The 26,708-nt window shown below is 67.5% G+C and carries 27 protein-coding genes; 14 read left to right on the top strand and 13 right to left on the bottom strand.

Annotated features, from left to right (window positions below; all coding sequences use genetic code 11):
• The first annotated feature begins 214 nt into the window (after window positions 1-214).
• The 6 genes from VFB33_07585 (at window position 215) to VFB33_07560 (ending at window position 4,479) form a co-directional block, all read left to right on the top strand.
• Entirely contained in the window at window positions 215-856 is a 642-nt protein-coding gene (locus VFB33_07585; protein HZO81544.1) for a MotA/TolQ/ExbB proton channel family protein, read from the top strand.
• Complete coding sequence (locus VFB33_07580) at window positions 846-1,313, top strand: biopolymer transporter ExbD (GenBank protein HZO81543.1); 468 nt, start codon at window positions 846-848, stop codon at window positions 1,311-1,313. Before VFB33_07585 ends, VFB33_07580 begins: the two co-directional genes overlap by 11 nt.
• Window positions 1,314-1,393: 80 nt before the next feature.
• A complete protein-coding gene (locus tag VFB33_07575; GenBank protein HZO81542.1) occupies window positions 1,394-1,879 on the top strand; it encodes a biopolymer transporter ExbD in 486 nt (161 codons plus the stop codon).
• A gap of 126 nt (window positions 1,880-2,005) precedes the next feature.
• On the top strand, window positions 2,006-3,220 hold the full coding sequence (locus VFB33_07570) for a vWA domain-containing protein (GenBank protein ID HZO81541.1): 1,215 nt from the start codon (window positions 2,006-2,008) through the stop codon (window positions 3,218-3,220).
• Window positions 3,221-3,475: 255 nt separating this feature from the next.
• Window positions 3,476-3,988, top strand: a complete 513-nt coding sequence (locus VFB33_07565) for a DUF992 domain-containing protein (protein HZO81540.1) — start codon at window positions 3,476-3,478, stop codon at window positions 3,986-3,988.
• Between the two features lie 248 nt (window positions 3,989-4,236).
• The gene (locus VFB33_07560; protein ID HZO81539.1) at window positions 4,237-4,479 is read left to right on the top strand and encodes a hypothetical protein; all 243 of its coding nucleotides are present in this window, start codon (window positions 4,237-4,239) and stop codon (window positions 4,477-4,479) included.
• A gap of 90 nt (window positions 4,480-4,569) precedes the next feature.
• Here VFB33_07560 and VFB33_07555 read toward each other — a convergent pair whose 3' ends face one another.
• From VFB33_07555 to VFB33_07525, 7 genes are all read right to left on the bottom strand, one after another.
• Window positions 4,570-6,018, bottom strand: a complete 1,449-nt coding sequence (locus tag VFB33_07555) for an amino acid permease (protein ID HZO81538.1) — start codon at window positions 6,016-6,018, stop codon at window positions 4,570-4,572.
• Between the two features lie 30 nt (window positions 6,019-6,048).
• Window positions 6,049-6,828, bottom strand: coding sequence for an SDR family oxidoreductase (locus VFB33_07550; GenBank protein HZO81537.1), 780 nt, complete (start codon window positions 6,826-6,828; stop codon window positions 6,049-6,051).
• A gap of 1 nt (window position 6,829) precedes the next feature.
• Complete coding sequence (gene ltaE, locus VFB33_07545; protein ID HZO81536.1) at window positions 6,830-7,888, bottom strand: low-specificity L-threonine aldolase; 1,059 nt, start codon at window positions 7,886-7,888, stop codon at window positions 6,830-6,832.
• Window positions 7,889-7,899: 11 nt separating this feature from the next.
• The gene (locus VFB33_07540) at window positions 7,900-8,769 is read right to left on the bottom strand and encodes a CbbQ/NirQ/NorQ/GpvN family protein (GenBank protein HZO81535.1); all 870 of its coding nucleotides are present in this window, start codon (window positions 8,767-8,769) and stop codon (window positions 7,900-7,902) included.
• 63 nt (window positions 8,770-8,832) lie between these two features.
• Window positions 8,833-10,266 (bottom strand): cysteine--tRNA ligase, encoded by a 1,434-nt coding sequence (gene cysS / locus VFB33_07535; GenBank protein HZO81534.1) that lies wholly within the window; start codon window positions 10,264-10,266, stop codon window positions 8,833-8,835.
• 67 nt (window positions 10,267-10,333) lie between these two features.
• Window positions 10,334-10,780: a DUF393 domain-containing protein gene (locus tag VFB33_07530; GenBank protein ID HZO81533.1), complete on the bottom strand. Its 447-nt coding sequence runs from the start codon at window positions 10,778-10,780 to the stop codon at window positions 10,334-10,336.
• A 5-nt stretch (window positions 10,781-10,785) separates the two neighbouring features.
• On the bottom strand, window positions 10,786-11,298 hold the full coding sequence (locus VFB33_07525; GenBank protein ID HZO81532.1) for an alpha-isopropylmalate synthase regulatory domain-containing protein: 513 nt from the start codon (window positions 11,296-11,298) through the stop codon (window positions 10,786-10,788).
• A gap of 118 nt (window positions 11,299-11,416) precedes the next feature.
• On the opposite strand from VFB33_07525, the gene VFB33_07520 reads away from it, so the two are divergent.
• Window positions 11,417-13,423 (top strand): transglycosylase SLT domain-containing protein, encoded by a 2,007-nt coding sequence (locus VFB33_07520; protein HZO81531.1) that lies wholly within the window; start codon window positions 11,417-11,419, stop codon window positions 13,421-13,423.
• Between the two features lie 110 nt (window positions 13,424-13,533).
• Here VFB33_07520 and fabG read toward each other — a convergent pair whose 3' ends face one another.
• Window positions 13,534-14,280: a 3-oxoacyl-[acyl-carrier-protein] reductase gene (gene fabG, locus VFB33_07515; protein ID HZO81530.1), complete on the bottom strand. Its 747-nt coding sequence runs from the start codon at window positions 14,278-14,280 to the stop codon at window positions 13,534-13,536.
• Window positions 14,281-14,399: 119 nt separating this feature from the next.
• Entirely contained in the window at window positions 14,400-14,786 is a 387-nt protein-coding gene (locus tag VFB33_07510; GenBank protein HZO81529.1) for an iron-sulfur cluster assembly accessory protein, read from the bottom strand.
• Between the two features lie 158 nt (window positions 14,787-14,944).
• On the opposite strand from VFB33_07510, the gene queG reads away from it, so the two are divergent.
• The 6 genes from queG to VFB33_07480 all read left to right on the top strand — a co-directional run bounded on the left by queG (window position 14,945) and on the right by VFB33_07480 (window position 20,458).
• Window positions 14,945-16,069 (top strand): tRNA epoxyqueuosine(34) reductase QueG, encoded by a 1,125-nt coding sequence (gene queG, locus VFB33_07505; protein HZO81528.1) that lies wholly within the window; start codon window positions 14,945-14,947, stop codon window positions 16,067-16,069.
• Complete coding sequence (locus VFB33_07500) at window positions 16,069-16,656, top strand: DUF2585 family protein (protein HZO81527.1); 588 nt, start codon at window positions 16,069-16,071, stop codon at window positions 16,654-16,656. The genes queG and VFB33_07500 overlap by 1 nt, the downstream gene beginning before the upstream one ends.
• Window positions 16,657-16,736: 80 nt before the next feature.
• Window positions 16,737-17,561, top strand: coding sequence for a tetratricopeptide repeat protein (locus tag VFB33_07495; GenBank protein ID HZO81526.1), 825 nt, complete (start codon window positions 16,737-16,739; stop codon window positions 17,559-17,561).
• Between the two features lie 20 nt (window positions 17,562-17,581).
• Entirely contained in the window at window positions 17,582-19,021 is a 1,440-nt protein-coding gene (locus VFB33_07490) for a LutB/LldF family L-lactate oxidation iron-sulfur protein (protein HZO81525.1), read from the top strand.
• Between the two features lie 17 nt (window positions 19,022-19,038).
• Window positions 19,039-19,743, top strand: coding sequence for an LUD domain-containing protein (locus VFB33_07485; GenBank protein ID HZO81524.1), 705 nt, complete (start codon window positions 19,039-19,041; stop codon window positions 19,741-19,743).
• Window positions 19,736-20,458, top strand: a complete 723-nt coding sequence (locus VFB33_07480) for a (Fe-S)-binding protein (GenBank protein ID HZO81523.1) — start codon at window positions 19,736-19,738, stop codon at window positions 20,456-20,458. Before VFB33_07485 ends, VFB33_07480 begins: the two co-directional genes overlap by 8 nt.
• Before the next feature lie 265 nt (window positions 20,459-20,723).
• On the opposite strand, the gene VFB33_07475 is transcribed toward VFB33_07480, so the two are convergent.
• The 4 genes from VFB33_07475 to VFB33_07460 form a co-directional block, all read right to left on the bottom strand.
• Window positions 20,724-21,092, bottom strand: coding sequence for a hypothetical protein (locus VFB33_07475; GenBank protein ID HZO81522.1), 369 nt, complete (start codon window positions 21,090-21,092; stop codon window positions 20,724-20,726).
• Between the two features lie 55 nt (window positions 21,093-21,147).
• The gene (locus tag VFB33_07470) at window positions 21,148-22,854 is read right to left on the bottom strand and encodes an alpha/beta fold hydrolase (GenBank protein HZO81521.1); all 1,707 of its coding nucleotides are present in this window, start codon (window positions 22,852-22,854) and stop codon (window positions 21,148-21,150) included.
• A gap of 61 nt (window positions 22,855-22,915) precedes the next feature.
• On the bottom strand, window positions 22,916-23,938 hold the full coding sequence (locus VFB33_07465) for a phosphotransferase family protein (GenBank protein HZO81520.1): 1,023 nt from the start codon (window positions 23,936-23,938) through the stop codon (window positions 22,916-22,918).
• A gap of 130 nt (window positions 23,939-24,068) precedes the next feature.
• Window positions 24,069-24,719, bottom strand: a complete 651-nt coding sequence (locus tag VFB33_07460) for a glutathione S-transferase family protein (GenBank protein ID HZO81519.1) — start codon at window positions 24,717-24,719, stop codon at window positions 24,069-24,071.
• Between the two features lie 456 nt (window positions 24,720-25,175).
• Here VFB33_07460 and VFB33_07455 point away from each other — a divergent pair, with 456 nt between their 5' ends.
• Window positions 25,176-26,579, top strand: coding sequence for a tetratricopeptide repeat protein (locus tag VFB33_07455; GenBank protein HZO81518.1), 1,404 nt, complete (start codon window positions 25,176-25,178; stop codon window positions 26,577-26,579).
• Window positions 26,580-26,708: the final 129 nt, after the last annotated feature.

The raw sequence follows: 26,708 nt of genomic DNA, 5'->3' as shown, positions 1-26,708 counted from the left end.
CGGTCGAATGGAACCTTTTCGGGGCGCCGTCCAATTATGATGCAGCGCCAGCCAAGGCTTGACAGGCAACGTGGATATTGCGATTAGGCTAGCGCCCCAATTGCGGACCCGCCCAGGGGCGGGTAATGATGAGGGGCCTCGGGGAAGCCGATGAGCCGCTGGGGGAGCGGGCCGGCGCGTCTCCAGATAAGTTTCTCACGCGGAAGGACAAGCAATGCAGAATCAGTTCGGCATCATCCAGATGATCCAGCAGGGTTATTACGCCACCTACCCGCTGATCATCATCTCGATCGTTTGCCTGGCGGTGATTTTCGAGCGCCTGTGGGCTTTGCGCGGCATCGGTACACGTGCGACCAAGACCGCCGACGCCCTGGTCGGCCCGCTGCGCGCGGGCAAGTTCGATGCCGCCCTGCAAGAGACCGAGGCCGGGCGCACGGCCGCGGACCGCGTCTTCCATACGCTCATCAGCGGGGCGCGCAACCTCGACCGCGATCGGCTGGAGGAACTCGACGAAGAGCGCCGCTTCCAAGAGCTGGTCGAGCTGCGCCGCTACATCTGGGTGCTCGCAACCTCGGGTGCCTCGGCCCCGTTCATCGGCCTGTTCGGCACCGTGGTTGGTATCCTGGTCGCCTTCCAATCGATGGCGATCATGGGGACCGGCGGCTTTTCGGTGGTCGCAGCGGGCATCTCGGAGGCGCTGATTTCGACCGCGCTGGGTCTGGCGGTCGCGATCATCGCGGTCATCTTCTACAACTACTTCTCGGTCAAGATCGAAAACATCAACGCCGCCATCCACATCAACGCCGCGCGCCTGATCGACGCCGCGCTCCAGGGGAGACAAGCCGTTGGCGGTTAGCGGGCCCAAAACCGGCGGCGAGATGTTCTGGCAAATCAACATCACGCCGCTGACCGACATCTTCCTCGTCCTTCTGATCATCTTCATGGTCACCACCTCGGTGACCATCGAGGCCGCCTCCCACGTCGATCTGCCGCTGGCGCAGAACACCTCGCCCGAGAACAAGGGCGTGATCGTGACCTACACCGCACAGCACGAGCTGTTCGTCAATTCCAAGGACGTGACCGAGCGCGACCTGGAATCGGCGCTGAGCGAGGCGCTCAACCGGGTCGACTCCAAAGTCGTCATCTTCCAGGGCGACCAGAAGGTGCTGCTGGGCGACATGATCCGCATCCTTCAGATCGCCAAGGAGGCCGGCGCGCAGCAGATCGCGATCGCGGCCAAGCGGGTTGCGCCGGGCCAGGTGCAACGGATGCAGACGAGCGGAGTGAGCGGCGCCGGCGCCCGCAGCGGTTAGCCCGCGGCAGCGTCAACACATTGCAGCCGGAGAACAGCGGCGCACGGCCAGTAGCGGTTGTAAGCGGATAGCTCCAGACGATGGCAATCAGCAGCAATCAGGGCGGAGGCCTCTTCGCCGACATCAATATCACGCCGCTTACGGACATCTTCCTCGTCCTGCTCATCATCTTCATGGTGGCGACAGCAATCACCATCGAGTCGGCGGCGCACGTCGATTTGCCCAAGGTCCAGGCGCAATCGAGCAGCGAGAAGCCCAAGGGCGTGCTCGTGATGTACACCTCGGACCATCGCATCTTCGTCAACCAGACCGAGATTCCCGAGGCGATGCTGCCGACGGCGCTGAAGGACGCGATTACCAAGGATCCGGACAAGCTGGTGGTCTTCCAGGGCGACCCGGCGGTGATCCTCGCCGACGCCGTGCACATTCTCGACGTGGCCAAGACCGCCGGCGCGCAGCAGATCGCACTTGCGGTGGCCAAGCTGCCGGGGCCGGCCGCGGGGGCGCCGGTTCCGAGCGGGCCGATTGCTCCGCCGGAGCCGGCGGCAGAAGGCCCGGGGACGTAGCTTGCCGGGGCGACGAGGTAAGAATAGTTACGCTGGCCGCAAACGCGCCTGCGGGCGCATAATAAGAGCTCAGGCGCGGACCTCTCGGGGGAGCCGGGCGAGCGCCGCCGACAAAAAAAGGAATTTGTGAGCGTCGCGCAAGAAATCGGCCTCCTCGCGGTCTCGGTGGTGGTCGTCGCGCTGGGTCTGTTCTGGATCAGCAGCCGGGCGCATCTGGGCGAAGAGGATCCCGACCAGGAGAAGCCCGGGCTGCGGCACGCCTTGCGCCAGAGCCTGCGCTTTCTGCTCGGCCCCTTCCCGCTCTCGATTGGCCTGCACGTCGTCGTGCTGCTTTTTCTGCTCTTCGCCGTGCACATCGAGAGCGCTCCGAATTTCATCCCGGTTAGCCTCCAGGCGGGCGGGGGAGGTGGCCAGTCCAAGCCCGGCGAGGACACCAACCTGCCCGAAACGCAGTTGCCCGAGATGGCGGCGCTGCCGATCGAGCGTCCCACGGAGCTCAACACCGCGGCGCGCGAAATCGTGACCACGGCCAACAACTACGTTCGCGCAACCACCGGCGGCATCGGCATCGGCCGTGGCGGCGGCATCGGTTCGGGCTACGGCCAGGGTATCGGCAACAGCTTCGGCGGGTTTATCAGCGGACTGCGCCGCACCGGCCTCGACGTCGTGATCGTGATAGATGGCACGGGCTCGATGCGCCTGGTGATCGACCAGGTCAAGGTGAAGATGCGATCGCTGATGCTCGCGATCCATCGGCTGGTGCCGACTGCGCGTATCGGAGTGGTGGTCTTCGGCGGACGCGGCGAGCCGATGGAGGTCCAGGCGCTCACTACGCAGACCGCTCCGCTGATCAACTTTCTCAATAACATCCGCGCACACAACGGCGGTGAATGGCAGGAGAATACACTCGGCGCGATTCGGACCGCGGTCGATACGATGGGCTGGCGGTCGTACGCACGCAAGGTGATCGTGCTGGTCGGCGACACCCCGCCGTTCAAGGAGGACTTCGATCCCTGCCTCCAACTCATCCGCCAGTTCCACAACGAGAACGGCACTTTCAATACGGTGGACCTGACGGTCGAGGAACACGAGGCCTTCGTCAAGGAATGGGAAGAGACCAACGGCGGCGCGCCGATGTCGGTCAACACCCTGCCTGAGTTCTACCTCGAGACGCAGGCGGCGTATCAGGCGATGGCGCGGGCGGGCGGCGGCGTATGGCGCAGCCTGACCAAGGATCAACACATCAACCAGCAGGTGCTGATCTTGGCCTTCGGCGAGAAGTGGCGCTCGGAGGTGGCGGCGTTCGGCCGTGGTATCACCTCGCGCAGCAGCGACCCCTAAGTCTGCAAGCTTGTCCAACGTAGCGTGGGATTAGCGGGAGTGCGGCAATGCGCCTCTCGCACAAGGGCGCGTTTCGCCGCTTCAGCGTCAGGATTGTGTCGCTTGCTAATTCCTTGGCTCCGGGGGAGACATGGCTGCCTCCGCGGGGGCCGGCGGAACGTGCGCGGAGCGTCAATTCGACAATTTGATCCTGCCCTTGGTCAGCTTCACCGTGGCACAGGAGTTGCGTTTTGGCCCGTGCAGGAGGAACTGTCTATGCGTAAGTTCACACTTGCATTGGTTGCGTTCGCGGCGCTCGCCGTGACGCTGTCCGCCGTGCCCAGCGCGCGCGCGGACGAGGCGACGACGAAGGTCGGCTATCTGAGCTGCAACGTCGCCAGCGGCTGGGGCATCATCTTCGGCTCGTCGCGTGATCTGGATTGCACGTTCACCTCGGCGGTGGCTGGCCATCCGGAAGTCGAGCACTACAAGGGCTCGATTACCAAGTTTGGCGCTGACATCGGCTACCTGGCTTCGGGCGTGATCCTATGGACCGTGTTTGCGCCGGCTCACGAAGTCAGCCACAAGACCGGTCTGCTCGCCGGTCACTATGGCGGCGGCACCGCCAGCGCTACGGTTGGGCTCGGTGCGGGCGCCAACGCGCTGGTCGGCGGGATGGACAGCTCGATCGCGCTGCAGCCGGTGAGCATCGAGGGCAACACCGGCCTCAACGTGGCGGCGGGCGTGGCAATGATGAACCTGGAGTATGCGGGAGAGGTGAAGAAGTAGGCCCCTCATCCAGATGTAGCGGCGGCAGAAAGGCCGGGGCGGTTTCGACCTCCCCGGCTTTTTGGCGTCGGGCGCGCTAAGCGTCCGAATTTTTTAACCTTTTTTGCAAGTGGGCTTGTGCAAAAGAACCGCGGAGTGCTATTAGGTTCGGGTCGCCACGTCAGCTTAGGCAGCTTGAGGTTGAAAAAGCGCCCTTGGACGCTCCGCGCGCATCGATTGCAACAATTTCGGCTCTGTTATTCATAACCTTGGCCGTCGGCTTCTTCGCCGGCTATGTCAGCCGCCCGCTGGTCCGCAACCGGCTCGCCACGATGCATCCCGGGAGCGCGCGACAGTTGGCAAAGGCAAATATCCCTTCGCCCACCGACTGCCGGCTCGGTAACGACGGCTCGGTGTGGTGCCCGTCGCTGCGCCCGGGCGAAGGCTACATCTGCGTCGTTCCGCCCAAGCTGCCGCCCGGCCTCCAACCGCGGCCTCCAATTTCGTCGTAGTCTGTTCCTACGCCTCTCTCGCTCCTGGTGGGCCGCGCCGCCACGCCCACCCATGTGCCGCGGTGCGCCTGTGCCATCTACAACGGCTGCTTAGCCGGCGGCGGCGGGCGACGATGATGCGGCGCTGACGGCAATGCGGCTGTGGTAGCGGCCGTAGTTGAAGTAGATCAGCAATCCGACCCCCATCCAGACGAAGAACCTGATCCACGTCACCATCGGCAGACTCGCCATCAGGTACAGGCAGGAGAGCACGCCCAGAATTGGCACCGCCGGCATGAACGGCGTGCGGAACGGTCGATGCTGATCCGGATCGACGTAGCGCAGGATCCATACGCCCAAGCATACCAACGTGAACGCAAAGAGTGTGCCGATATTGGTCAGCTCGGCGATGTCCTGGATCGGCAGAAAAGCCGCGGCGATTCCCACCGCGACCCCGGTGATGACGGTCGGGATGTAGGGCGTCTGAAAGCGTGGATGCACCCGGCCGAAGGCTTCGGGCAGGAGGCCGTCGCGCGAGATCGCAAAGAAGATCCGCGACTGCCCCAGCAGCAGCACCAGCAGCACCGACGTCAGTCCCATCACCGCGCCCAGCGAGACGATGCCGCCGACGAAGTCGAGCCCGCGGCTGACGAACGCCGAGGCGAGCGGCGCGTTCTTGTCGATCTCGCCGAACGGCACCATCCCGGTCAGCACCGCGGAGACCGCGATATACAGAAACGTGCAGATGAAGAGCGACCACAGGATGCCGCGCGGTAGGTCGCGCTCGGGCACCACCACCTCCTCGGCCGCGGTCGAGACCGCGTCGAAGCCGATGTAGGCGAAGAAGATGTAGGCCGCGCCCTTGGAGATCCCCGACCATCCGAAAGGCGCGAAAGGCGTCCAGTTGGCGGGGCGCACGAAGAACATCCCGACTAGGATCACGATCGCCACCGCGCCGAGCTTGATTGCGACGATGGTCGAGTTGAGCGAGGCGCTCTCGCGGATGCCGATGTAAAGTACCGCCGAGATGAGCAGCACGATGAGTAGCGCGGGCAGGTTGATTAGCGCGCCGGCCTCGGCGCCGGGCGCCGAGGCGAGCGCGCGCGGCAGATGGAGCCCGACGCCGTCGAGGATTACGCGAAAGTACCCCGACCACCCGACCGCGACGGCCGCCGCGCCGACGGCGTACTCCAGCACCAGGTCCCAGCCGATGATCCATCCCACCAGCTCGCCCATCGTAGCGTACGAGTAGGAGTACGCGCTGCCGGCGACCGGAATCATCGCGGCGAACTCGGCGTAGCACAGCGCCGCCATCGTGCACGCCACGCCGGCCAGGATAAAGGAAACGATCAACCCTGGCCCGGCCTCGCGCGCACCCACACCGGTCATCACGAAGATGCCGGCGCCGATGATCGCGCCGATGCCGAGCGCGGTGAGGTCGAGCGCGCCGAGCGCGCGGCGCAGGCCGCCCTGATGCGGCCCGGCCTCGGCCATCAGCACGGCTACCGGCTTGCGCCGCATTAACTGCGCACGCAGATCGTTGTTGCGCTTGGCGCTCACCGCTCCGCCTTCCCGCGCCGACGCGGCGCGTCACCAGGCCACGTAGCCGCCGTCCACCGCGAGCACCGAGCCGGTCACGTAGCTCGACGCCTCGCTGGCGAGGAAAATCACCGCGCCGCGAATCTCCTCCGGCCGTCCCACCCGGCCCAGTGGCGTCGCCCGCTCCATCCGTTCGCGATTGCCCTTGGCCATGCCGGCCTCGGTCGCCTCGGTCGGAATCCATCCGGGGGCGAGCGCGTTGACCAGAATTCCGTAGCCGGCCCATTCGACCGCCAGCTGGCGGGTGAGATTGGCGAGCCCGGCCTTCGCCGCGGCGTAGGCGGAGAGCCGATAGATCGAGCTGGCGACATTTGCGTAGATCGAGACCATGTTGATGATGCGGCCGGGGCGTTTGGCCGCGATGAGCGCGCGCGCTACGCGCTGCGCGAGCATCATCGGCGCGGTCAGGTTGGTGGCGATAGTGGCGTCCCAGGTCGCGCGCGGCAAATTCTCCGCGCGCCCGGTGGGCGAGATGCCGGCGTTGTTGACCAGAATGTCGACCAAGCCGAGCTCGTGCCGCGCGCGCCCCAGGGCGGCGTCGAGCTGGGCGTCGTCGGTCACGTCGAGCGGGATCGCGGCGGTGCGCACGCCGTACGCGCACGCCAGCTCGGCGGCGAACTTCTCCAGCCGCTCGCCGCGGCGCGCGGCGAGCGCGACGTCGGCGCCGGCGAGCGCGAGCGCGGTTGCGCACTCGACGCCGAGTCCCGAGGAGGCGCCGGTGACGAAGCCGACATGGCCGCGCAGCGAGAAGAGCGAGGTGAGCGAGTCCATTCTATTCCCGCGAAGCCGGGGCGGCGGTGGCGGCGGCGGCCATGGCCGCCGCCGCCACCGCCGCCGCAACGTCCGCCGCGCTCACACCGTAGTGGGTGACCGCGCGGAACTCGGTTGCGCCGCGCGCGCCGACCAGCACGCCGCGCTCCTTGAGCGCGGCGGCAAAGCGGCGCGCGCGCTCGGCTCCGCCGGCGACCTCGAAGAACACCATGTTGGTGCGCCGGCGCACCGGAAGCACCCGGACTCCCGCGACGCGCGCCAGGCCCTCGGCCAGCATGCGCGCGTTCGCGTGATCCTCGGCCAGCCGCTCGACCATCGTCTCCAGCGCGACGACACCGGCTGCCGCAATTATCCCCGCTTGCCGCATCCCGCCACCCACCAGCTTGCGCACGCGGCGCGCGCGCTCGATAAACGCGCGCGGCCCGCATAGCAGCGACCCCACCGGACAGGCCAGCCCCTTGGAAAGGCAGAACGAGATCGTATCGGCGTAGCCGGCGATCTCGCGCGCGGTGGTCTCCAGCGCGAGCGCCGCGTTGAAGATGCGCGCCCCGTCGAGATGGACCGGCAGGCCGCGGCGATGCGCCGCGTCGGCGACCACCGCCATGTGCGCGAGCCCCACCGCCGCGCCCCCGCATCGGTTGTGCGTGTTCTCGGTCGCGACCAGCGCGTGCGGCGCGAAATGCACGTCCGCCGGCGTGGCGAGCTCGGCTTCCAGCTCGTCGGGGTCGAGCTCGCCGTCGTCGGTGTTGCGCACCGGCGTCATCACGACGCCGCCGAGCGCGGCGGCGCCGCCCGCCTCGTAGAGATAGGTATGGGCGCGCGCGCCGAGCACCGCCTTGGTGCCGCGCGCGCAATGCGTCAGCATCGCGACCAGGTTGCCCATCGTGCCGCTGGCCACCAGCAGCGCGGCCTCCTTGCCCATCGCGTCGGCCGCCATCGCTTCGAGCCGGTTGACGGTGGGATCCTCGCCGTAAACGTCGTCGCCCACCTCGGCACGCGCGATCGCCTCGCGCATCGCGGGCGTCGGCAGAGTGACCGTGTCGCTGCGCAGATCAATCACGCGCTGGCGCTCTACTCGGGGAAGATCGCCTTGACCACTTCGTCGATCGCGCGCTTGCTGTCGGCCTCGTCGGTCAGCGACCAGGTGACAGCGACGGTGGCCGCGCGGCGCGGCGGAATCCTCTGGCGGATAAGCTCGCCGGCGTAGATCAGCAGGCGCGTCGAGACGCCTTCCTCCAGCCCCGAGGCTTTGAGGTTGCGCACCTTCTCGCCGAGCATCGCGAGCTGCATCGCCATGTCGCGGTCGACGCCCGACTCGTGCGCGATGATCTCGACCTCCTTGTCGGCCGGCGGATAGTTGAACTCGATGGTGACAAAGCGCTGGCGCGTGGAATGCTTGAGGTTCTTCTGGATGCTCTGGTAGCCGGGGTTGTAGGAGATCACGAGCAGGAAGCCGACGTGCGCCTCGAGCGTCTCGCCGCGCTTTTCGACCGGCAGGATACGCCGATGGTCGGAGAGCGGATGGATGAGCACGGTGGTGTCCTTGCGCGCTTCGACGATTTCGTCGAGGTAGCAGATCGCTCCGCGCCGCACCGCCTGGGTCAGCGGCCCGTCCACCCACACCGTCTCGTCGGCCTGGATGAGGTAGCGGCCGACGAGGTCGGAGCCGGTGAGGTCCTCGTGGCAGGCAACCGTGATCAGCTCGTTGGGGCCGTCGGGCAGGCTGGCCAGGCGATGCGCCATGTGCTCGACGAAGCGCGTCTTGCCGCAGCCGGTCGGCCCCTTGAGCAGCACCGGCAGGCGGGCCTTGTAGGCGGCCTCGAAGATCTCGACCTCGTCGCCGATCGGCAGGTAATAGGGAGCGTTGTGCGGGTCGAGGTGGCGGACCTCGGGCCCCTCGGCCTGCGTCCGGCTGTCGAACCGTCTCAGTTCAATCGACATCGTTTACCTTCTGGGCGTGAGCGGCCACGCGGGTGGCGCAAATTTTCAAGCACCGTCCCTTCTTCAACCTGCACTTCTGCGCGGCATTATAGTGGAGCCGCCGCGGGAGTCTCTAACCTCGTAGCCACGACCCTCAAGCTCGCGGCGCAGCTCGTCCGCACGCCTGAAGTCTTTGGCGGCCCGCGCCTCGTCACGCAGCCGCTGCATCTCTAGTATCTCTTGGGGAAACTGCGCAAGGGCTGTCTCTCTTCGCTTAGCCTCCAGTTCAAGGCCAAGCACCCTGTCGAAGCTCTTCAGAGTTTGCCAAATTCTGCGATCGTTTCTCCTATAAGCTTCCGCGACCATCTCAAGCGCTGCGGCCAGCGCCTGCGCGGTGTTGAGGTCGTTGTTGAGCCCCTCCACGAAGCGCTCGTCGAATTCCCGAGCCCATGGCGAATCGTCGGCCCGCGCGTCCTCATCCGATAGGTTGCGCGCGAACTCGACGAAGTATTCGAGGTTGCGCTCGGCGGCGCGCACCGCGTCGAGCGAGAACGCGAGCTCCGAGCGATATTTGGCGCCGAAGCAGAACAGGCGGAAGGCGAGCGGGTTTATCCCCTCGGCGATGAGATCGTCGAGCACCGGGAAGCGGCCGGCGCTCTTGCTGATCTTCGCCCCTTCCATCCCGACCAGGAAGGCGTTGTGGATGAAGTAGCGCACGAACGGCTTGCCGGTTGCGCTCTCAGACTGCGCAATCTCGTTCTCGTGATGGACCGGAATATGGTCGAGGCCGCCCGAATGGATGTCGAGCGTCTCGCCCAGATAGCGCATCGACATCGCCGAGCACTCAATATGCCATCCGGGATAGCCGCGTCCCCAGGGGCTGTCCCATTGCATCAGATGCTGCGGCTGATTGAGCACCCACAGCGCGAAGTCGTGCGGGCTCTTCTTGTCGGGCGAGTGCTCCAGGCGCTGGCCCGCGTGCTGCTCGTCGAGGCTCTGGCGCGAGAGCCTGCCGACACGGCCCGGCCCGCGCCACTTCTCGACGTCGAAGTACACCCCCGACGGCGTGACGTAGCCGTAGCCGTGCCCGACGATGCGCTCGATGAGCGCGATCATGTCGGGGATATGGTCGGTCGCCCGGCAGAGCATCGGCGGCGCCGGCAGCATGATATTGAGCCGCTCGCAATCGCGCTTGAACTGCGCGATGTAGAAATCGGCGACCTCGCGCGGCGTCCTGCCCTGGCTGCGCGCGGTCTTCTCGACCTTGTCCTCGCCGGTGTCGGCGTCGGAGGTCATGTGGCCGACGTCGGTGATGTTCATCACGTGGCGGACGGTGTAGCCGTTGAATTCGAGCGCGCGCCTGAGCGTATCGACGAAGACGTAGGCGCGCATGTTACCCAAGTGCTGCGGCAAATACACCGTCGGCCCGCACGAGTAGTAAGTCACCGTCGGCGGGCTTTGCGGATGGAACTCCTCGACCCGGCGGCTCAGCGTATTGAAGATGTAAAAGGGCTTCACCTTGTTCGTGCCCGGCGCGTCCGCGCGATACGGAACGGCCGCAGCGCGCCGCCCCGCGCCGCCGCGCTCACGGCTCCTCGACCGGCGCGGTGCTCGCAGCGCGCGTGCGCCCGCGGCCGTCGCCGAAGCGATGGCGCGAGGCGGCGATCGCCTTGTACTGGCGATCCGCGAGCCAGGCGTAGCCGGGCAAATACCACAGATAGGCGAGCAGGCCGCGCATCCCGGACTGCCGGCGCAGAATCTCGTTGATTGCGCGCGCCCCACGATAGACCCGGCCGGCGTCGTCGATCACGTGCAGCTCGTAGAGCAGGTCGTCGAGCCGCAGTTGCGGAAAGCGCACCCGCGCCTCGTCGGCGTGGAGGTCCATCAATTCGAGCGCGCCCGAGTTGTCGTAGTCGAGGATGCCGTCGGCAACCGCGCGGCACATCGCACATCCGCCGTCGTACAGCACGGCGACCTTGCCCGGGCGGGCGCGCGCCGCGATCCGCTCGGGCTCTCCGAACAGCCGTCCCATCGCGTCTAGCGCCTCGACAGCCGCGGATTGTGGGTTACCCGCTGCGCCTTGTGGCTCTCGGCGTTAATCCGCCACTCGTAGCCGTCCACCAGCGACTGCCATCCGGCCTCCGCCGTGTTGGCCGACTTGGCGAGCGTGGTCCACACGCTCTGGCCGTCGGAAAACTTCTTGATCGACATCACCTCGGCCTCGGTGGACTCGCCGCTGGCGTGCATATAGGTCTCGATCACGCGCACCGGTTCGAGGAACGGAAAGTACTTGAGGAGCGCCTTGCGCAGCGCGAGGTCGAGCGCATGGACCACGCCGACGCCGCGCGCGGCCTCGGTTTCCTCGAAGGCGCCGACGCGGATCACCACGGTGGCGTCGATCGTCATCTTCCCTTCGTAGTAGTCGTCGATCACGCGCCGGCGCTCGACGATGAAGGGGGGCACGTAGCTGCCCGAGCGGCGCAGTTCGTCAAGCTCGCGCGAAGCCTGGGGAATCTCGGTCTCGTAAAAAATCGACTTCGGTTCGTTCATCGCCCAACTCAACGATCATCCTGTCAATTATCTTTTCCCCCAGCCGCCCTTTCAAGGTGCAGCGCGGCCCGGCGGCGTCGCTTTCGAGCGCGTGCGCGGCTAATTTTGAAAGCAGACGATGAAGTCCGGCGCGAAACTCGTTGCCGCCGCGGCCGCCGCGGCATGGCTGCTCGGCTGCACGCTCGCCGCCGCCGCGGCCCAGATTACGGTCCCGCTCACGATCGACTACGTCACTCTGCGCGAGGCCCTCAAGCGCCAGATTTACGACGGGCCCGGCGACCGCGCTGAGCTGTGGAGCGGCGCCAACCGCTGCGAATATCTCTACGCGCAGAACCCATCGTTCGGGCGCGACGGCCTCGCGGTCAGGCTGGCGAGCGCGGGCACGCTCAGCCTGGGCGTGCCGATGGGCGAGAGCTGCGTAAGCCCGATCGCCTGGCAAGGGATAATCGAGGTCTCGGCTCAGCCCTATCTCGCGCCCAACCTGCGCCTGATGTTTCGCGTCACCGACATCAACCTCTACGACGCGCAGCATCACAAGACGCTCATCGTCGGGCGCGGCTTCGACCTGATCAAGCAGAACTTCATCGCGCGCTTGCAAACCTTTCACTTCGACCTCGCGCCGGCGGTGGACGAGTTCCGCGCGCTGGCCGCGGAGGCCGCGCCCCCTGCCGACGCCGCGCGCCTGCGCCAGGCGCTGGCCACGATCCGCGGCGTCGCGCCGGTAGTCGCGACCGACGAGGGCGTCCGGTTGAGCCTCGCGTTCCAAGCGCCCGCCGCGGCGCCCCCACCGCCGCCGGCGCCCTCGGGGCCGCTCAGCCCATCCGAGCTGGCGGCGTGGAACCAGCGGCTCGACGAATGGGACGCGTTCGTTGTCTTCGCTGTCAAGCAGTTGGGCTCGGCGATCGCCGACAAGGAGGCGCGCGCGCGGCTGCTCGACGTGCTGCTCGACGGGCGTTACAAGCTGGTGGCCGCGATGAACCAACCGCCGGCGGCAGGCGGCCCCGATCCGGTGCGTGCGCTCTTCCTCGATCAATGGCGAACGCTGCGTGATATCGTGCGCGCGGCGGCCGCGCGCGGCCAGCTCGGCGATCACGCGCTGGAGTTCCTGTCGTTCGTTTCTGCCGGCGACGCGCTGATGGCGTTCGACGAGGCGGCACCCGCGCTCGGCGTGCGCATCTCGGCCGCCGATCTGCGCCGGCTCGCGCGGATCATGGCGCCGACGAACACCGCCGATCCGCTCCAGTTCAACTACAAGCCGGATCCCGAGCTGCAACGGATCTTCGGTTTCACGCCCCCGCCAGAAACGCCCGACACCGTCGTGCCGTCCGACGCCGCCGGCTCCGAGCCCGCGCCGACCGAGGAGCCCAGCCCGACGCTCGCTCCCTCGGCGGCCCCGTCAACGGCGCCCACTCCAGCAACCGGGGCATCGCCGAGTCCCGGGCCGTCGTCGGCCGCATCGTTCATACGGGTGGCGCTGCGGCTTATCGGCCCGGCCGAGGCGATGGCCGACGCGCCGCCGATGGGCGATCGTTTGCGCGAGCTCGGGCACAAGCTGCGGCGCGCGGTGGTGACCGAGCGCAATGTCGATCCCTACCGGCGTCTGCTCGGCGCGCTTCTCGACACCGCCGCCCAGAACGTGGCCGAGGCGGCCGACGCGCCGCTGCCGCCGAACTGGCGCACGATGGTGCGCGCAACCGCATGGCAGGAAAGCTGTTGGCGGCAGTTCGTGGTTAGCAACGGACGCCTGCGCTATCTGCTCTCATCCAGCGGCGACGTCGGTCTGATGCAGGTCAACAAGCACGTCTGGCGCGGCTTCTACAGCGTCGCGCACCTGGAATGGGATATCGCCTACAACGCCGGCGCGGGCAGTCAGATCCTGGCGCGTCTGGCGGCGCGCGCCGCCGCGAAGCCGGGCGAGACCGATCCGGCGGCGCTCGCGCGCTCGGCCTACGCCGGCTACAACGGCGGCCCCGACGAGCTCGATCGATGGCGGCGGGGCGACGAGCCGGCCCAGCGGCGGTTGATCGACGAGGCGTTCTGGCAGAAGTACCGCGCGCTCAGCGCGGGCGGCTCGATCGACATCCTGCGCTGCGCCGCCGATTGGGGCAAATCGCCCGGCCATTGATTGAAAATCGAATGTGCGCCGGTTGCTCAGGTTCACGCAGCGAAAGCGAGTCCGCAAGTTCCGCGGCAAGCTTCAATGAGCAGGCGGCCTGACGGCGGCGCCGGCGCCGGTCACATCGCGAGGCCACCGTCGACCTGGATCACCGCGCCCGTGATGTAGGCGGCCGCGTCAGAGAGCAGAAACGCGGCGACCGGCGCCACATCCTCGACCTTACCGAAGCGCCCCAGCGGGATCATCTCGAGCGCCTTGGCACGGTTCTGCTCGGGCAGCGCCGCAGTCATATCGGTCTCGATGAAGCCGAGGGCAAGCGCGTTGACGCGCACGCCGAGCGGCCCCAACTCCTTGGCCATCGCCTTGGTCATCCCGACCAACCCCGCCTTGGACGCCGAGTAGTTGACCTGCCCCGCCATCCCGACCAGCCCCGAGATTGAGGTGACATTGAGGATCACGCCGCGCTTGGCTTTCATCATGATGAACGCGCTGGCGCGAGCGACGTTGAACGCGCCGGTGAGATTGGTCTGGATCACGGCTGCCCAGTCCTCCTCGCTCATCATCACCAGCAGCTTGTCGCGGGTGAGCCCGGCGTTGTTGACCACCGCGTCGAGGCGGCCGAACTCGGCCTTGGCCGCGTTGACCATCTGGCGCACCGCCTTGAGGTCGCCGACGTCGGCCTGAAACGCCATCGACTTAACCCCCAGCGCGTCGATCTCGCGGCACAACTCGCTCGCCTGCTGCTCGCTCCTGACGTAGTTGAAGGCGACGTTGGCGCCGCGGCGCGCGGCCTCCAGCGCGATCGCGCGTCCGATGCCACGCGTGGCGCCGGTGATGATTATTCCCCTGCCCTCGAGCTCTCGCACCCTGCTCTCCTTCGCGGTTGCCCGCTCGCTCCTAATAGCAAATGGGGCGCGGCTGGCCAAAAAAAAGGGCCGCCCGCAGATTTCGCGGACGGCCGGTTCGAATCGGATTTGCGCCGCGCTCAGGCGCTGAAGGACGAGCCGCAGCCACAGGTGCGGCTCGCGCGCGGGTTGTCGAAGCGAAAGCCCGCCGCGTGCAGCCCTTCGACATAGTCGAGCGTGGTGCCGGCGATGTAGGGGAGCGACACCTCGTCGATAAAGACCTTGAGGCCGTCGAACTCCTCCACCGTATCGCCCTCCTTACGGGCGTCGAAGCTCAGCGAATACTGAAACCCCGAACATCCGCCGCCGACCACGGCCACGCGCAGCCCCTGCTCGGCTCCGAGCCCCTCCTTGGCGTGCATCGCCTTGACCATTTCGAGCGCCTTGGGCGTCAGGATCACGCCGGGTACGCCGACTGCTGCTTCGCCGTGAGTCTCCTGATGCTCGTGCCGCGGTTCCTCGGACATTCTCCAATCCTCCAACGGACGGCCAGAATCGTACTGACCGCCCGGTTCGCGATCTATTCTAATCATGGATTAGCCGGTCGGCAAATCCCACAATTGCTCTGCACGCTGCTGCGCGACCCGCGCAATCGCGGCGCACTTGCGAAATAATAGGGCTCGGGATGGCGAGCCTCGAGGAAACGCTGATCCGGACCGCTTACGAGCAGGGTTTTATCCTGGTCGGCTTCGCCCGCACGCGCCGACTCGATGAGCGGGCGGAGTTCTTCGCGCGATGGCTCGGCGAAGGACGCGCGGGCGAGATGGGATGGCTGGGGCGCGACTGCGAGCGGCGGCTGGACCCACGCCGGATCGATTCGCGCCTGCGCACGGTCATCAGCCTCGGGTATCCCTACGCCGCGCCCGCGCTTCCCGAGGTTGACTGGCGCGCCGAGATGCGCGGGCGGATCGCCGCCTACGCTCTGGGGCCGGATTACCATGACACCGTGCTCGCGCGCGCCCGCGCGGTGGCGGCGCGGCTCGCCGAGGCCCGAGCGGGCGCCATCACGCGCGTCTACGTCGACACGGGCGCGGTGTTCGAGCGCGACTGGGCGGCGAGCGCGGGGCTCGGATGGTTCGGGCGCAACACCAATCTGCTCAACCGCTACCATGGCTCTTACTTTTTCCTCGCCGAAGTCCTGACCGACGTTGAGCTTGCGTCCAACGCCGGGCCCTATCGCGAGCATTGCGGCAGCTGCCGCCACTGCCTCGACTTGTGCCCGACCGGCGCGCTCGCCGAGGGCTACGTTATTGAGCCGCGGCGATGCATCTCGTACCTGACGATCGAGCATCGAGGGGCGATTGCGCCGGAACTGAGAGCCGGATTGGGCAACTGGATCTTCGGATGCGACGTCTGCCAGGAAGTCTGTCCGTGGAACGTCCCCTCGCGCGGGCCCGGAGCGGAGGCGTTGATGCCTGCGCTGCCGGAAGTGATGGCGCTCGACGAGGACGGCTTTCGCCGCCGCTTCAAAGGCAGCGCGGTGATGCGCACCCGGCGGCGCGGGCTCTTGCGCAACGCCGCAGTCGTACTTGGCAATACCGGCAATCGCGACGCTGTCGCGGTGCTCGCGCGCACGCTGGCCTGCGAGCCCGAGCCGCTGGTGCGGGCACATGCGGCGTGGGCGCTCGGCCAGCTCGGCGGCCGCGCCGCACATGACGCGCTCGAGCGCCGCCGTCGCGGTGAGAACGACCCGTCGGTGGCGGCGGAGATCGAGACGGCGCTGGCGGCGCCGCGCGACGGGGAAATCTGATGGACCTCCGAAGCGCAATTGGGAGGGAGCCGCCGCGATGGGCATGTGTCGGCGTCGGCGCCGGCTTCGTGGCACTGGCCGCGCTTGGGGAACTCGTGATAGGCCGCCGGCTTTGGGGAATCGGCGGACAGCCCGGCCTATGGTCGGGCGACATCTGGAGCGCGCACAACTCGCAGTACATGTTCGACCCCTACAGCTTCAGCCACATCACCCACGGCATCCTGCTCTACGGCCTGGCATGGTTGATCGCGCCCGGCCTTGCACGCGGCGCGCGGGCGGCGATGGCGGTGGGAATGGAGTCGGCGTGGGAGGTGGTCGAGAACACCGACATGGTTATCCGCAGATACCGCGCGGCGACCATCTCGCTGAACTACTACGGCGACAGCGTGATGAACTCGATGTGCGACATCGCCGCGAGTCTCGTCGGGATCGCGCTCGCCGCCGTCCTTCCGCCGCGCGCCACCGTGGCGGTCGCGCTCGCGCTCGAGGTCACGCTGGCGCTCTGGATCCACGACAGCCTGGTGCTGAACATCGTGATGCTGATTCGGCCGATGCATGCGATCGCAGCCTGGCAGATGCGCCATTGACGCGCCTTGCGGCCGGCAGCTGGGACGCGCGCCGGCGAGGCGCACTGGATGAAAATCAGGCGAGGCGTTATATATCGTTGATGAACCCCGCGCGGACCGAATTTGTGCGGCTGATCGAGCGCGAGCCGATTCCGCTCGCCCGCGCCGCGCTCCTGATCGCAAAGGAGGAGTATCCTGAGCTCGACGTCGAGCGCTACCTCGACCATCTGGCTTCGCTCGGGCGCGCGGCAGCGCGCGCGGTCAGCGAAGGCGCCGACACGGTCGAACGCGTGCAGCTGCTCTCCGACTTCCTGTTTGCGCAAACCGGCTTCGCGGGCAACCGCGAGAACTACGGCGACCCGCGCAACTCGTTCCTCAACGAAGTCCTCGAACGCCGGCTCGGCATCCCGATCACGCTTTCCGTGGTCTATCTCGAGGTCGGACGGCGCGCCGGGCTCAATCTCCACGGGGTTTCGTTTCCCTCGCACTTCCTGGTCAAGGCGGTGGACCGGCGCGGCGAGCTGATCATCGACCCGTTCAACGGCGGCGCGATCCTTGGCCTCGACGAGTTGCGCGAGCGGCTCAACCGGATCTACGGGCGCCCGGTCGAGCTGCATCCGGCGATGCTCAAGGCGGCGAGCGCGCGGCAGATCCTGGCGCGGATGCTGCGCAACCTCAAGGCGATCCACCTCAGCGGGGCCGACTGGCCGCGCGCGCTCGGCGCGCTCGACCGAATCCTGCTCCTCGAACCGCGCGCGGTCGAGGAGATCCTCGAGCGCGCGACGCTCTACGAACGGCTGGAATGCTTCGCCGCCGCGCTCGAGGATTTCCAGAGCTTCCTTACTCAGGCCCCCGAGCATCCCGCGGCCGACGCCGCGCGCGAGGCGGCGGTGCGCCTGGCGCGCCAGGTCGCGCGCATCAACTGAGACGGCGGAAAGGCGCGGCCTTGGCGAGCGGACCCACAGCGCACGACTTCTTCGCCGCCACCCAGGCGGCCGTGCGCGACGCCGAACTGCGGCGCAAGCTGGAGAACGCCAGCGGACGCCATCTCGAACACGTCGCCGAGACCCGCGCTGAGTTCCCGGCCTACGACGCTGAGCGCGCCGCCGCGCGGCTCATCAAGGAGGACGCGATCGCGCGCCTCGACGAGCTGCTCGCTCGGCTTAAGGAGCGCCTGGAGGCGAACGGATGCCGGGTGTTCGTCGCCGCCGACGCCGCTGAGGCGCGCAAGTACATCGTCGGCCTCGCCGGCGAGCGCAACGTGCGCCGGGTGGTCAAGGGCAAGTCGATGGCGACCGAGGAGATCGAGCTCAACGCCGCGCTGGCCGAGGCCGGATGCGACGTGGTTGAGACCGACCTCGGTGAGTATATCGTGCAACTGCGCGGCGAGCGCCCCTCGCACATCATCACCCCCGCGATCCATCTATCCAAGGAAGACATCGGCGCGCTCTTTCACGACAAGCTGCACATCCCGTACACCGCCGAGCCCGAGGTGCTGACTGCCGCCGCCCGCGCGCGGCTGCGCGAGACGTTCCTCGCCGCCGAGATGGGGGTAACCGGCGTGAACTTCGCGATCGCCGAGAGCGGCACGCTGGTGCTGGTCGAGAACGAAGGCAACGGCCGGATGTCGAGCACGCTGCCCGAAATTTTCGTCGCCGTGATGGGGATCGAGAAGGTGATCCCCGCGATGGCCGACCTCAGCCACTTCCTCGAAGTGCTCGCGCGCACCGCGACCGGACAGAAGCTGACCACCTATACCAACTTCATCAGCGGCCCGCGGCGCGCGGGCGAAGCCGACGGCCCGCGCGAGGTCCACGTGGTGATGCTCGACAACGGGCGCAGCCGGATGCTTGCCGACCCGGTATTGCGCGAGGCGCTCTATTGCCTGCGCTGCGGCGCCTGCCTCAACGTTTGCCCGATTTACCGGCGCATCGGCGGCCACGCCTACGGCTCGACCTACCCGGGGCCGATCGGATCGATCGTCAGTCCGAGCCTGTTCGGCGCGGCGGCGGCCGCGTTGCCCTTCGCCTCGACGCTGTGCGGCGCGTGCCGTGAGATCTGCCCGGTCAAGATCGACATCCCGCGCATCCTGCTCCATCTGCGATGGAAAGCGACCGAGCGCGGGCGCGCCGCCGACGGCGCGCTGCCGGCGCCGAAGTGGCCGCGTGCCGCCAACCGCGCGCGCGCGGGCATACGCCGGTTCGCCCGGCTTGCCAACCATCCGACGACCGTGCGCGTCCTGGGACGGATCGCGGCGGTCGTCATGCGTCCGTTTGCGCGGCGCGGATACGTGCGCCGCATGCCGCCGCCGTTCGGCAACTGGACCCGCGGCAACCGCGATTTTCCGGTCCCGCGCCTGCACCGCCGGCGCGCGGCCAAACCGTAGGCGGGCGCATCCGAGCCGTGGCGGAGTTCCACAAACTGATCGCCAGCCTGCGCGACGCGCTCGAACGCCGCCGCGCTCCCGCCCATCACGACGGCGCCGCTGACGCCCCGCACGTCGTGGTGCCGGTCGCCGAGACCGCGCGCCGCGCCGAGCTTTTCTCGGCTTTCGCGCGCGAGCTCGAAGCGCTCGGCGGCCGCTTCCTCGGCACGCTCACGCCGGCCGAGACGGCGGCGCGAATCGCCGAGGTCGCGGGCTCGCTCAAGACGAAGACTGCGGCCGTCGGCGAGGGCGTCGTTAACGATCCGGCGCCGATCGCGGCGGCCCTCGAGCGCGCCGGGATCGAGGTTATGCGCACTGCGGCGGTCAACGACGACCAGGCGCGCGCCGCGCTGCGCGCGCGGTTTGCGCAATGCGACCTCGCGGTCGTCGAGGCCCACTACGCGATCGCCTCGACTGGGACGCTGGTGATGGTCGCGACGCCGGCGCGGCCCAGTTCGCTCACGCTGCTGCCGCCCGCCAACGTGATCATCGTCGATGCGGCGCGGATGAAGCCCGACCTCGCCGCGGCGCTTGCGGCGCTCGGCGCCGACGCCATCGCGAGCCATCGCGTGGCGTTGGTCACCGGCCCTTCGCGGACCGCCGACATCGAAAAGCGCATCGTGCGCGGCGTCCATGGCCCGCGCGAGCTTTTCGTCGCGGTCGTCTGGCACAGCAATGACTGAAGTGCGACTGTTCGGCACCTGCCTCGCCGAGGAATTCTATCCCTCCGCGCTGGACGCCGCGGCGCGGGTGCTCGCCGGACTCAGGCTGAAGGTGCGCCGGGTGCGCCGCGCGTTCTGTTGCGGGCAGGCCGCGTTCAACGAAGGGATGCGCGCGGAAGCGGCCGAGCTCGGACGGCGCTTGCTGGCCGCCTGCGAGCCGGGCGTGCCGGTGGTGGTGCCGTCGGGCTCGTGCGCGGCGATGGTGCGCGTGTATTACGCCGATCTCTTCGCGGGCGATCCGGCGCTGACCGCGCGCGCGGCGGCGCTGCGGCCGTGGGTCTATGAGTTCTCGCAGTTCCTGGTCGGCGTGATGAAGGTGCGCTATCTCGGCGCGCGCTTCGAGCACGCCGTCGCCTACCACCCTTCGTGCCATCTGCTGCGCGAGATGGGCGTGCGCGACGAGCCGCGCCTGCTGCTGAGCGCGGTCGGCGGTATCCGGCTGTGCGAACTGCGCAACGTCGAGGAGTGCTGCGGCTTCGGCGGGACGTTTTCGGTCAAATTTCCGCACATCTCGGCCGCGATGATGGCCGACAAGCTGGCGGCGATTCGCGACAGCGGCGCCGACACCGTAGTCGCCAACGACGCCGGATGCCTGATGCAGATCGGCGGCGGGCTGAGCCGGGCGGGGCTCAGGATCGAAACCCGCCACCTCGCCGAAGTCCTCGCCGCGCGTTAGCGAGCGCGTGCAGCTCCGCGGCGCGCGCGCCGATAGCGGTACCGTTTGCCCGGGCAAGGGACGAGCTTTTGGTAAGCTGGCTGTCTCCGCGCTCGGGATCGAGCTCTGTTAGGCCACTACGCCCGAGCCGCCTTATCGGTAACATTCGAGCGAAGGGAAACCCGAAGGGTGCCGTGCCCCGGCGCTATCCGGAATCCGGGCACAGGACAATATCCGCGGCGCCGCCGGGTAAAACGACCCGGCCAGGCGCTTGGCGCCGGGCGGGTTAAACCCGGTTCACTCCCCAGTTCTGCTGGGTCAGGTAGTTGGCCAGCTTCTGGACGCGCTCGTCGAGCTGGCGCACGCGCTCGGCCAGATCGCCGCCGTTGTGGCTCGCGCCACCGTGGGTCTGCGACTGATGGCGGCTCTCTTCGAGCGCGACGACCCGGCGGCTGAACTGGGCGACCTGCTCGGCCAGCGCCTCGATGCGCTGTTCGAGCTCGGCGGCGCGGTTTTCGACCGCCTTGACCGACGACCGCTTGACCCGCGGCCTTTTCGGCGCTTCGGCCACCTGCGCGTCGGCGGGCGCATCGCCGCCTTGCGGCGGCTCCTCCTGCACTACTTGGCTTTCGAGCAACTCCTGCATATCGGCCATCGCATTTCCCCTCTGGCGTATTCGCTCATCGAGTCCGCCGGCGTCACCGCCGCCGTCAGGCCTCCGTAACGTAGCGTCCGGGCGCCGGGCCCAGTGGCTGGAAGCGCGCGCTGCCCAGCGTCGCCGGCGCCTCGCGCTTGTCGCCCGAGCGGAGATCTATCCACTCGAGCCAGTGATCCCACCACGTGCCCTTGTGCTCACGCGCTCCCTTGAGCCACTTCTCGGCGTCGGTTTCGAGCTGCGGATTGAGATAGTAGCGCGCCTTGAAGTTGTCCGGCGGACAGACCAGGGTCTGCACGTGGCCGCTGGAGTTGAGCACAAACTCGACGCGGCCGCCGAACTGCCGCGCGCCATGGTGAACCGCGCGCCAACTGCAGATGTGGTCGGTCATCCCTCCGACTGCGAACATGTCGCAGCCGATCTTGCGCAGATCAACGGGCGTGCCAAGCACCGTCATCGCCCCCGGATGCATCAGGTGGTTGTGCAACAGAAGGTCGAGGAACCCGGCGTGGAGGGCGGCCGGCAGATTGGTCGAGTCGGCGTTCCAGAACAGGACGTCGTACGGTGCCGGGTCGCTGCCCATCAGGTAGTTGTTGACCCAGTAGTTCCAGACCAGGTCGTTCGGCCGAAGCCATGCGAAAGTGCGCGCCAGCTCGCCCGCGTCGAGCACGCCCTTGCGTCGCGAACGCGCGAGCGCGGCCTCCACCGCCTCCTCGGTCGCGAACATTGCCGTCATCGACGGCTCCGTCGAATCCAGCATCGTCACGATCAGCGTCGCCGCATGCACCCGCGGTTCGCCGAGCGCCGCCAGATGCGCCAGCATCAGGGTCGAAGTGATCCCGCCCGCGCATACGGCGACCAGGTTGGCGTCGCGGCTGCCGCTGATCTCGCACACCACCGAGAGGGCGTCCTTGCAGGCGCCGACGTACTGATCGATTCCCCAGTCGTGATGCTCGGGCTTGGGGTTGCGCCAGCTCACCGTGAAGAATGGCACTCCGTGAGCAACCGCATACTCAGTGAAGCTGCGCTTGGGCGCGAGGTCCATGATGTAGAACTTGTTGATCTGAGGCGGCACCAGCAGGACGGGCCGTTCATAGACCTGCCGGGTCGTTGGGCTGTACTGAAGCAGCTCGATCAGCTCCGAGCGGTAGACAACTGCGCCGGGGGTGACCGCAATGGTACGGCCGACCGTAAAGGGCCGCTTGTCCACCTGCTGCGGCATCCCGCCGTTGTTCCACAAATCGTAGAGGAAGTTGCGCGCCCCGCGCAGCAGGCTCATTCCGCCGGTCTCGAACGCCCGCTTCAGCGCGGCCGGATTCCCCGCAAGCGTGTTGGTCGGTGCGAGCGCTTCGGTCAGCAGCCGGATTGCGAAGCGCTGCTGGTCGGCCTCTTTCCAATTGCCGTCGCGCGCGTCAGCCGGCGGAATCAGCTCCTGCATCGCCGAACGCCACGCCAGGTAGGTCTGCATCAGGCGATGGTAGGCCGGGTTGTCGGACCACGCCGGATCGGCGAAGCGTTTGTCGCCCGAGTCGGGGGCAACCTCGGAGACTCCGACCGCTATCCGGACGAGCTCGCTGACCAACGAAGCTAGCCGGTCGCCGAGAGCCTCTGGATGCCTGAAGAGCTCGCGAAGGAATGTCCCATAGGTGCCGAGCAACTGGCGGGCATCGATGCCTACGAAGGGATTCGCCCCCAGGATGGCATTGGCGGCGGCCGCGACCTCCTCCGGGATGTCCTCCTGATGGCGAACTTTGGCTTCCATCCCGTCGCCCTCCATGGACGCGAGGAACAGCCCCAAGGCTATCAGGCTTAGCAAAGCTCAGCTAGTCTAGCAACTCCAAACCGCGTTCAAACAAGCGTGGACCGGACAACGCGATATCCTCCCATGTCGGGTCGAGTCGCTTTCCGCGTCTGTGCAGCATCAAATTGAACGCCGTTATAACTCCGAAACGATACCCCGCAAACGCCCGGAACCAGCGCACCTGTCCCGCTGAAACCTTGGCTGCTGCACTTGCGGCGTAGCGCTCGGCTATCTCCTCGGGCGGCGGGACGTGCTGGGGCACGAGGTCGAGAGTTTCCCAGCTCTGTGGGTCGGAAAACAGGCACAACCACCCGAGATCGATGAGTGTCGCGCCAATTTGAGCCAACTCCCAGTCGATGACCGCGTTGAGTTTGCCGCGCTCGAACAGGCAATTGGACCATTGGAAGTCGCCATGGACGCATCCCAAGTGGACCGTCGCGGGCGCGGGCAGGCTCTGACGCAGCCGCTCGCGCAGAAGCGGCGCGCGCCCGACGACTTTCGGATCGAGCGTCGGGCGGTCGAGCAGGTTGTCCAGCCGCTTCATCTCGTCGGCGAGTGAAGACGGCTCGCCCCAAACCGCCCGGCGTGGCTCCCATGGCAGGGCGTGCAGGGCGGCGAGCGCGCCGACCGCGTGCTCCACCATCGCGCGGGTCTCCGCCTCTGCGTAGGTGTGTTCGCCCAGCGCGAGCTTGTCGCCGGCCACAAAGCCGGCGACGAAGAACGGCCGCCCGAACCATCGCGGGTCGTTGTCGTACCACTTGATCGGCGGCACGGGCACTGCGGTACCCGCCAGCGACTCCATTATCCTCGCCTGGCGCACGACGTCGGTGGGGCCGGCAACCGGCACCCCCGCTGGCGCGAGCCGGATCACCAAGCGCTCACTCTTGGGCGCCCCGGCGGCGCTAGTCGTCAGTTCGAAGGAATAACTGACGCCGGCATGGCCGGGCAGCGCGCTCAGAGCGCTGACTGTGGCGCGCGGGTCGGACGTCTTCTCGCGCACCAGCTCGGTCAACTGCCGCGTAATCCGCTGGACTTCCTGATCCATCGTGTAGGGGACTGCCGTACCTATTCAGTTGCCGTTCGCGCTCGCGGCAGCTCGTCCGCACCGCGCAGGTTCGCGGCCCCGCGCGACGGGGCCGCGAGCCGCACGGCGCGAATCCATTATGCGCCAATTGCTATCCGCGCATCTTCACCTTGGCCCAGTTCGGATGGAGACTGGCCGTCGCGCTCGGCCGCGCCTCGACCCGCTTGAACCATCCCTGAAGGTTGGTGCAGGAGGGGGGAATCTTCTGGCCGACGCCGGCAGCGAAATCCAGGCAGCAGTACAGGATGATGTCGGCGATTGTAAAACGGTTGGGCACGATCCAGTCGCGCCCTGCGATCAGCCCGTTCAGCCATTCCATCCGTTTCTGCGCCAACGACTTAAGCGAGGCCGCCGCCTCGGGATAGACTGGCATCCGGCTCTTGAACAGCTCCAGCCCCTCGGCGTAGCGGAAGCCGTTGTAGACGTGCTCGGTGATGTTGAGCTCGACCCGCCGTTGCCATTGGCGAGTCTCGGCGCGCTCCTCGGGCGTCGAACCGATCAGCGCTGGGCTGGGATGCTTCTCTTCAAGGTACTCGAAAATCGCCACAGTTTCGCCGATGGTCTTGCCGTTGTCGAGCTCGAGCGCCGGAATCTGGCCCCCCGGATTGGCGGTGGTATAGGGCGCGCGGCGGTTCTCCGCGCCCATGATGTCGAGCTCGCGCTTGGGCAGGGTGATCCCCTTTTCGGCCATGAACATCCGCATTGCGCGCGGGTTGGGTCCGAAAGAATCATAGAGCAGCATGATGGCGTTCTCCTTGGGTCGACTCGGTTTTTTCCGCCGCCGCGGCGTCCGCGCCCGTCAGCGGCGTTCCATAAGCTACGTCATCGCCGGATCCGTGTACACGGTTGCGCGGGGATCGACGAAGCGCACGCGGCGGGCGCGGCACGCGCGCCGGCGACGGTTGCGCACCACCGTATCGCTGTGATTCTGTGAGGGGTTGTCAGTGGGGCAGGTGCCCGGCCGTGGCGGCCCGGCGCCTGCCCCACCGCACGGAGCGAGTACCCGCCCGCGCAAGGCCCAGGCATCGTACACGTCGACAAGATGCGATTCTGTCCGCAATGCGGTACGCCGGTGGTGGCCGGCGGAAAGTTCTGCGTCGGGTGCGGAACCGCGCTGGATGCGTCGGCGTCGGTCGGCGCCGGCGGCAGGACCGATGCCCCTGCCGCCGCTGACATCATGTCCTCGGCGGCGTCCGACATGGCTTCTACCCTCTCCGCATCGCGCGTCAGCCCGGCCTTCGCCGCCGTCTTCGGCGGCATCCTGGTCGTGGGACTCGCCGCCTCCGTTTTCATTCTGCGCAAGCTACCCCAGCATCAGCAGGAACTAGCCAGCGCCGCCAGCCGCGCCACTACCGCCAGCAACCTGCCGCCCGGCCATCCGCAGCTCAAGCTCCCCGACGAAGCCCGCAAGCTCATCGCCGACATCCAGGCCAAGGCCGAGGCCGCCCCCAACGACGTCGCCGCATGGAACCGCCTCGGCCAGGTCGCTGAGCGCGCCGCGATGTTCGACCAGGCCTACTACGCGACCGCCGAGCGCGCCTTCGCCCATGCGCTCAAGCTCGATCCCGACAACCTCGACGCCCTGCGCGGGACGGGCAACCTCGACTACGACCGCCATCGCTACGATGAGGCGATTGCGGCGTACGAGCACTACCTCGACCGCAAGCCCGACGACCCGCGCGTGCGCACCGACCTCGGCACAATGTACCTCTCCAGCGGCAACGCCGATCTCGCGATGGTCGAATACAAGAAGGTCATCGCGAAGCATCCGAAGTTCTTCGAAGCCTACTTCAACCTCGGCGTGGCTTACGCCGAACAGGAGGACAAGCCGACCGCGCGCAGCTACTTCCTGAAGGCGCGCGAGCTTGCGCCCGACGATCGCACGCGCAGCGAGATCGACCAGATGCTCGCAACCGTCGGTGGCGTCGAGGGCGGCGAGACCGCCGTCGCCGCACAAGCGGGCGCGGCCGGCAGTGCGAGCGGCGAGAGCGCGGCGACGTTCAAGGGCGCCTTCGAGCGGATGGTGCGGGCGCTGCCGATCGCGGGCGCCAAGGTGCATGCCGTGCAATGGACCGGCGACGACCAAGCGCGGATGCTGATGGACAATTTTCCGATGGACCAGATGCCGCCGTTCGCCGCGAAGCGCTTTCTTGACGACTTGCGCTCGGGCACACGCGACCTGATGAGCGACCATCACGTCGCCGGCCCGGTGACGGTCGAGATCGCCGATGCGGCGAGCAACCGCGTGATGCGCTCGCTGACCGTCGATGCGGACGCCGCCGCTCCCTCGAATGTCGCCTCGGCCGCCTCCGCGCCGTCATCCTCGGCGACATTCCAGGACGCGGTTGCCGCGATGATGCGCAATCTGCCGGTGGCGGGCCGCAAAGTCGCCGCGGTCCAGTGGGCGTCGAAAACGCGGGCGCGGGTAATGATGGACAACTTTCCGATGGGCGCGATGCCGCCGTTTGCGCGCGACAAGTTCATCGCCGACATCAAGGCCGGCCTGCAAACCGCCAAGGCCGCGCACAACGTCACCGGCACGGTGACCGTCGATCTCGCCGACGCCCAAAGCGGCCGCGTGATGGAATCCGTCAGCGAGTAGCCTCTCCGCTTGTCCCCTCGCTCTTCAGAGGAGGGAAACTGACACGCATACCGCGCGGCGCCGCGCTCGCGCATCGCCCGCTTCTCCTTTCCCGCTCCCTGAAGGGGGAAGGGGGTAGGCGCCATACGC

Source organism: Candidatus Binataceae bacterium, assembly GCA_035650475.1.
Classification (GTDB): domain Bacteria; phylum Desulfobacterota; class Binatia; order Binatales; family Binataceae; genus JAKAVN01.
Note: the sequence above shows the minus strand (reverse complement) of the source record. Positions and strands in the feature narration are given on the sequence as shown.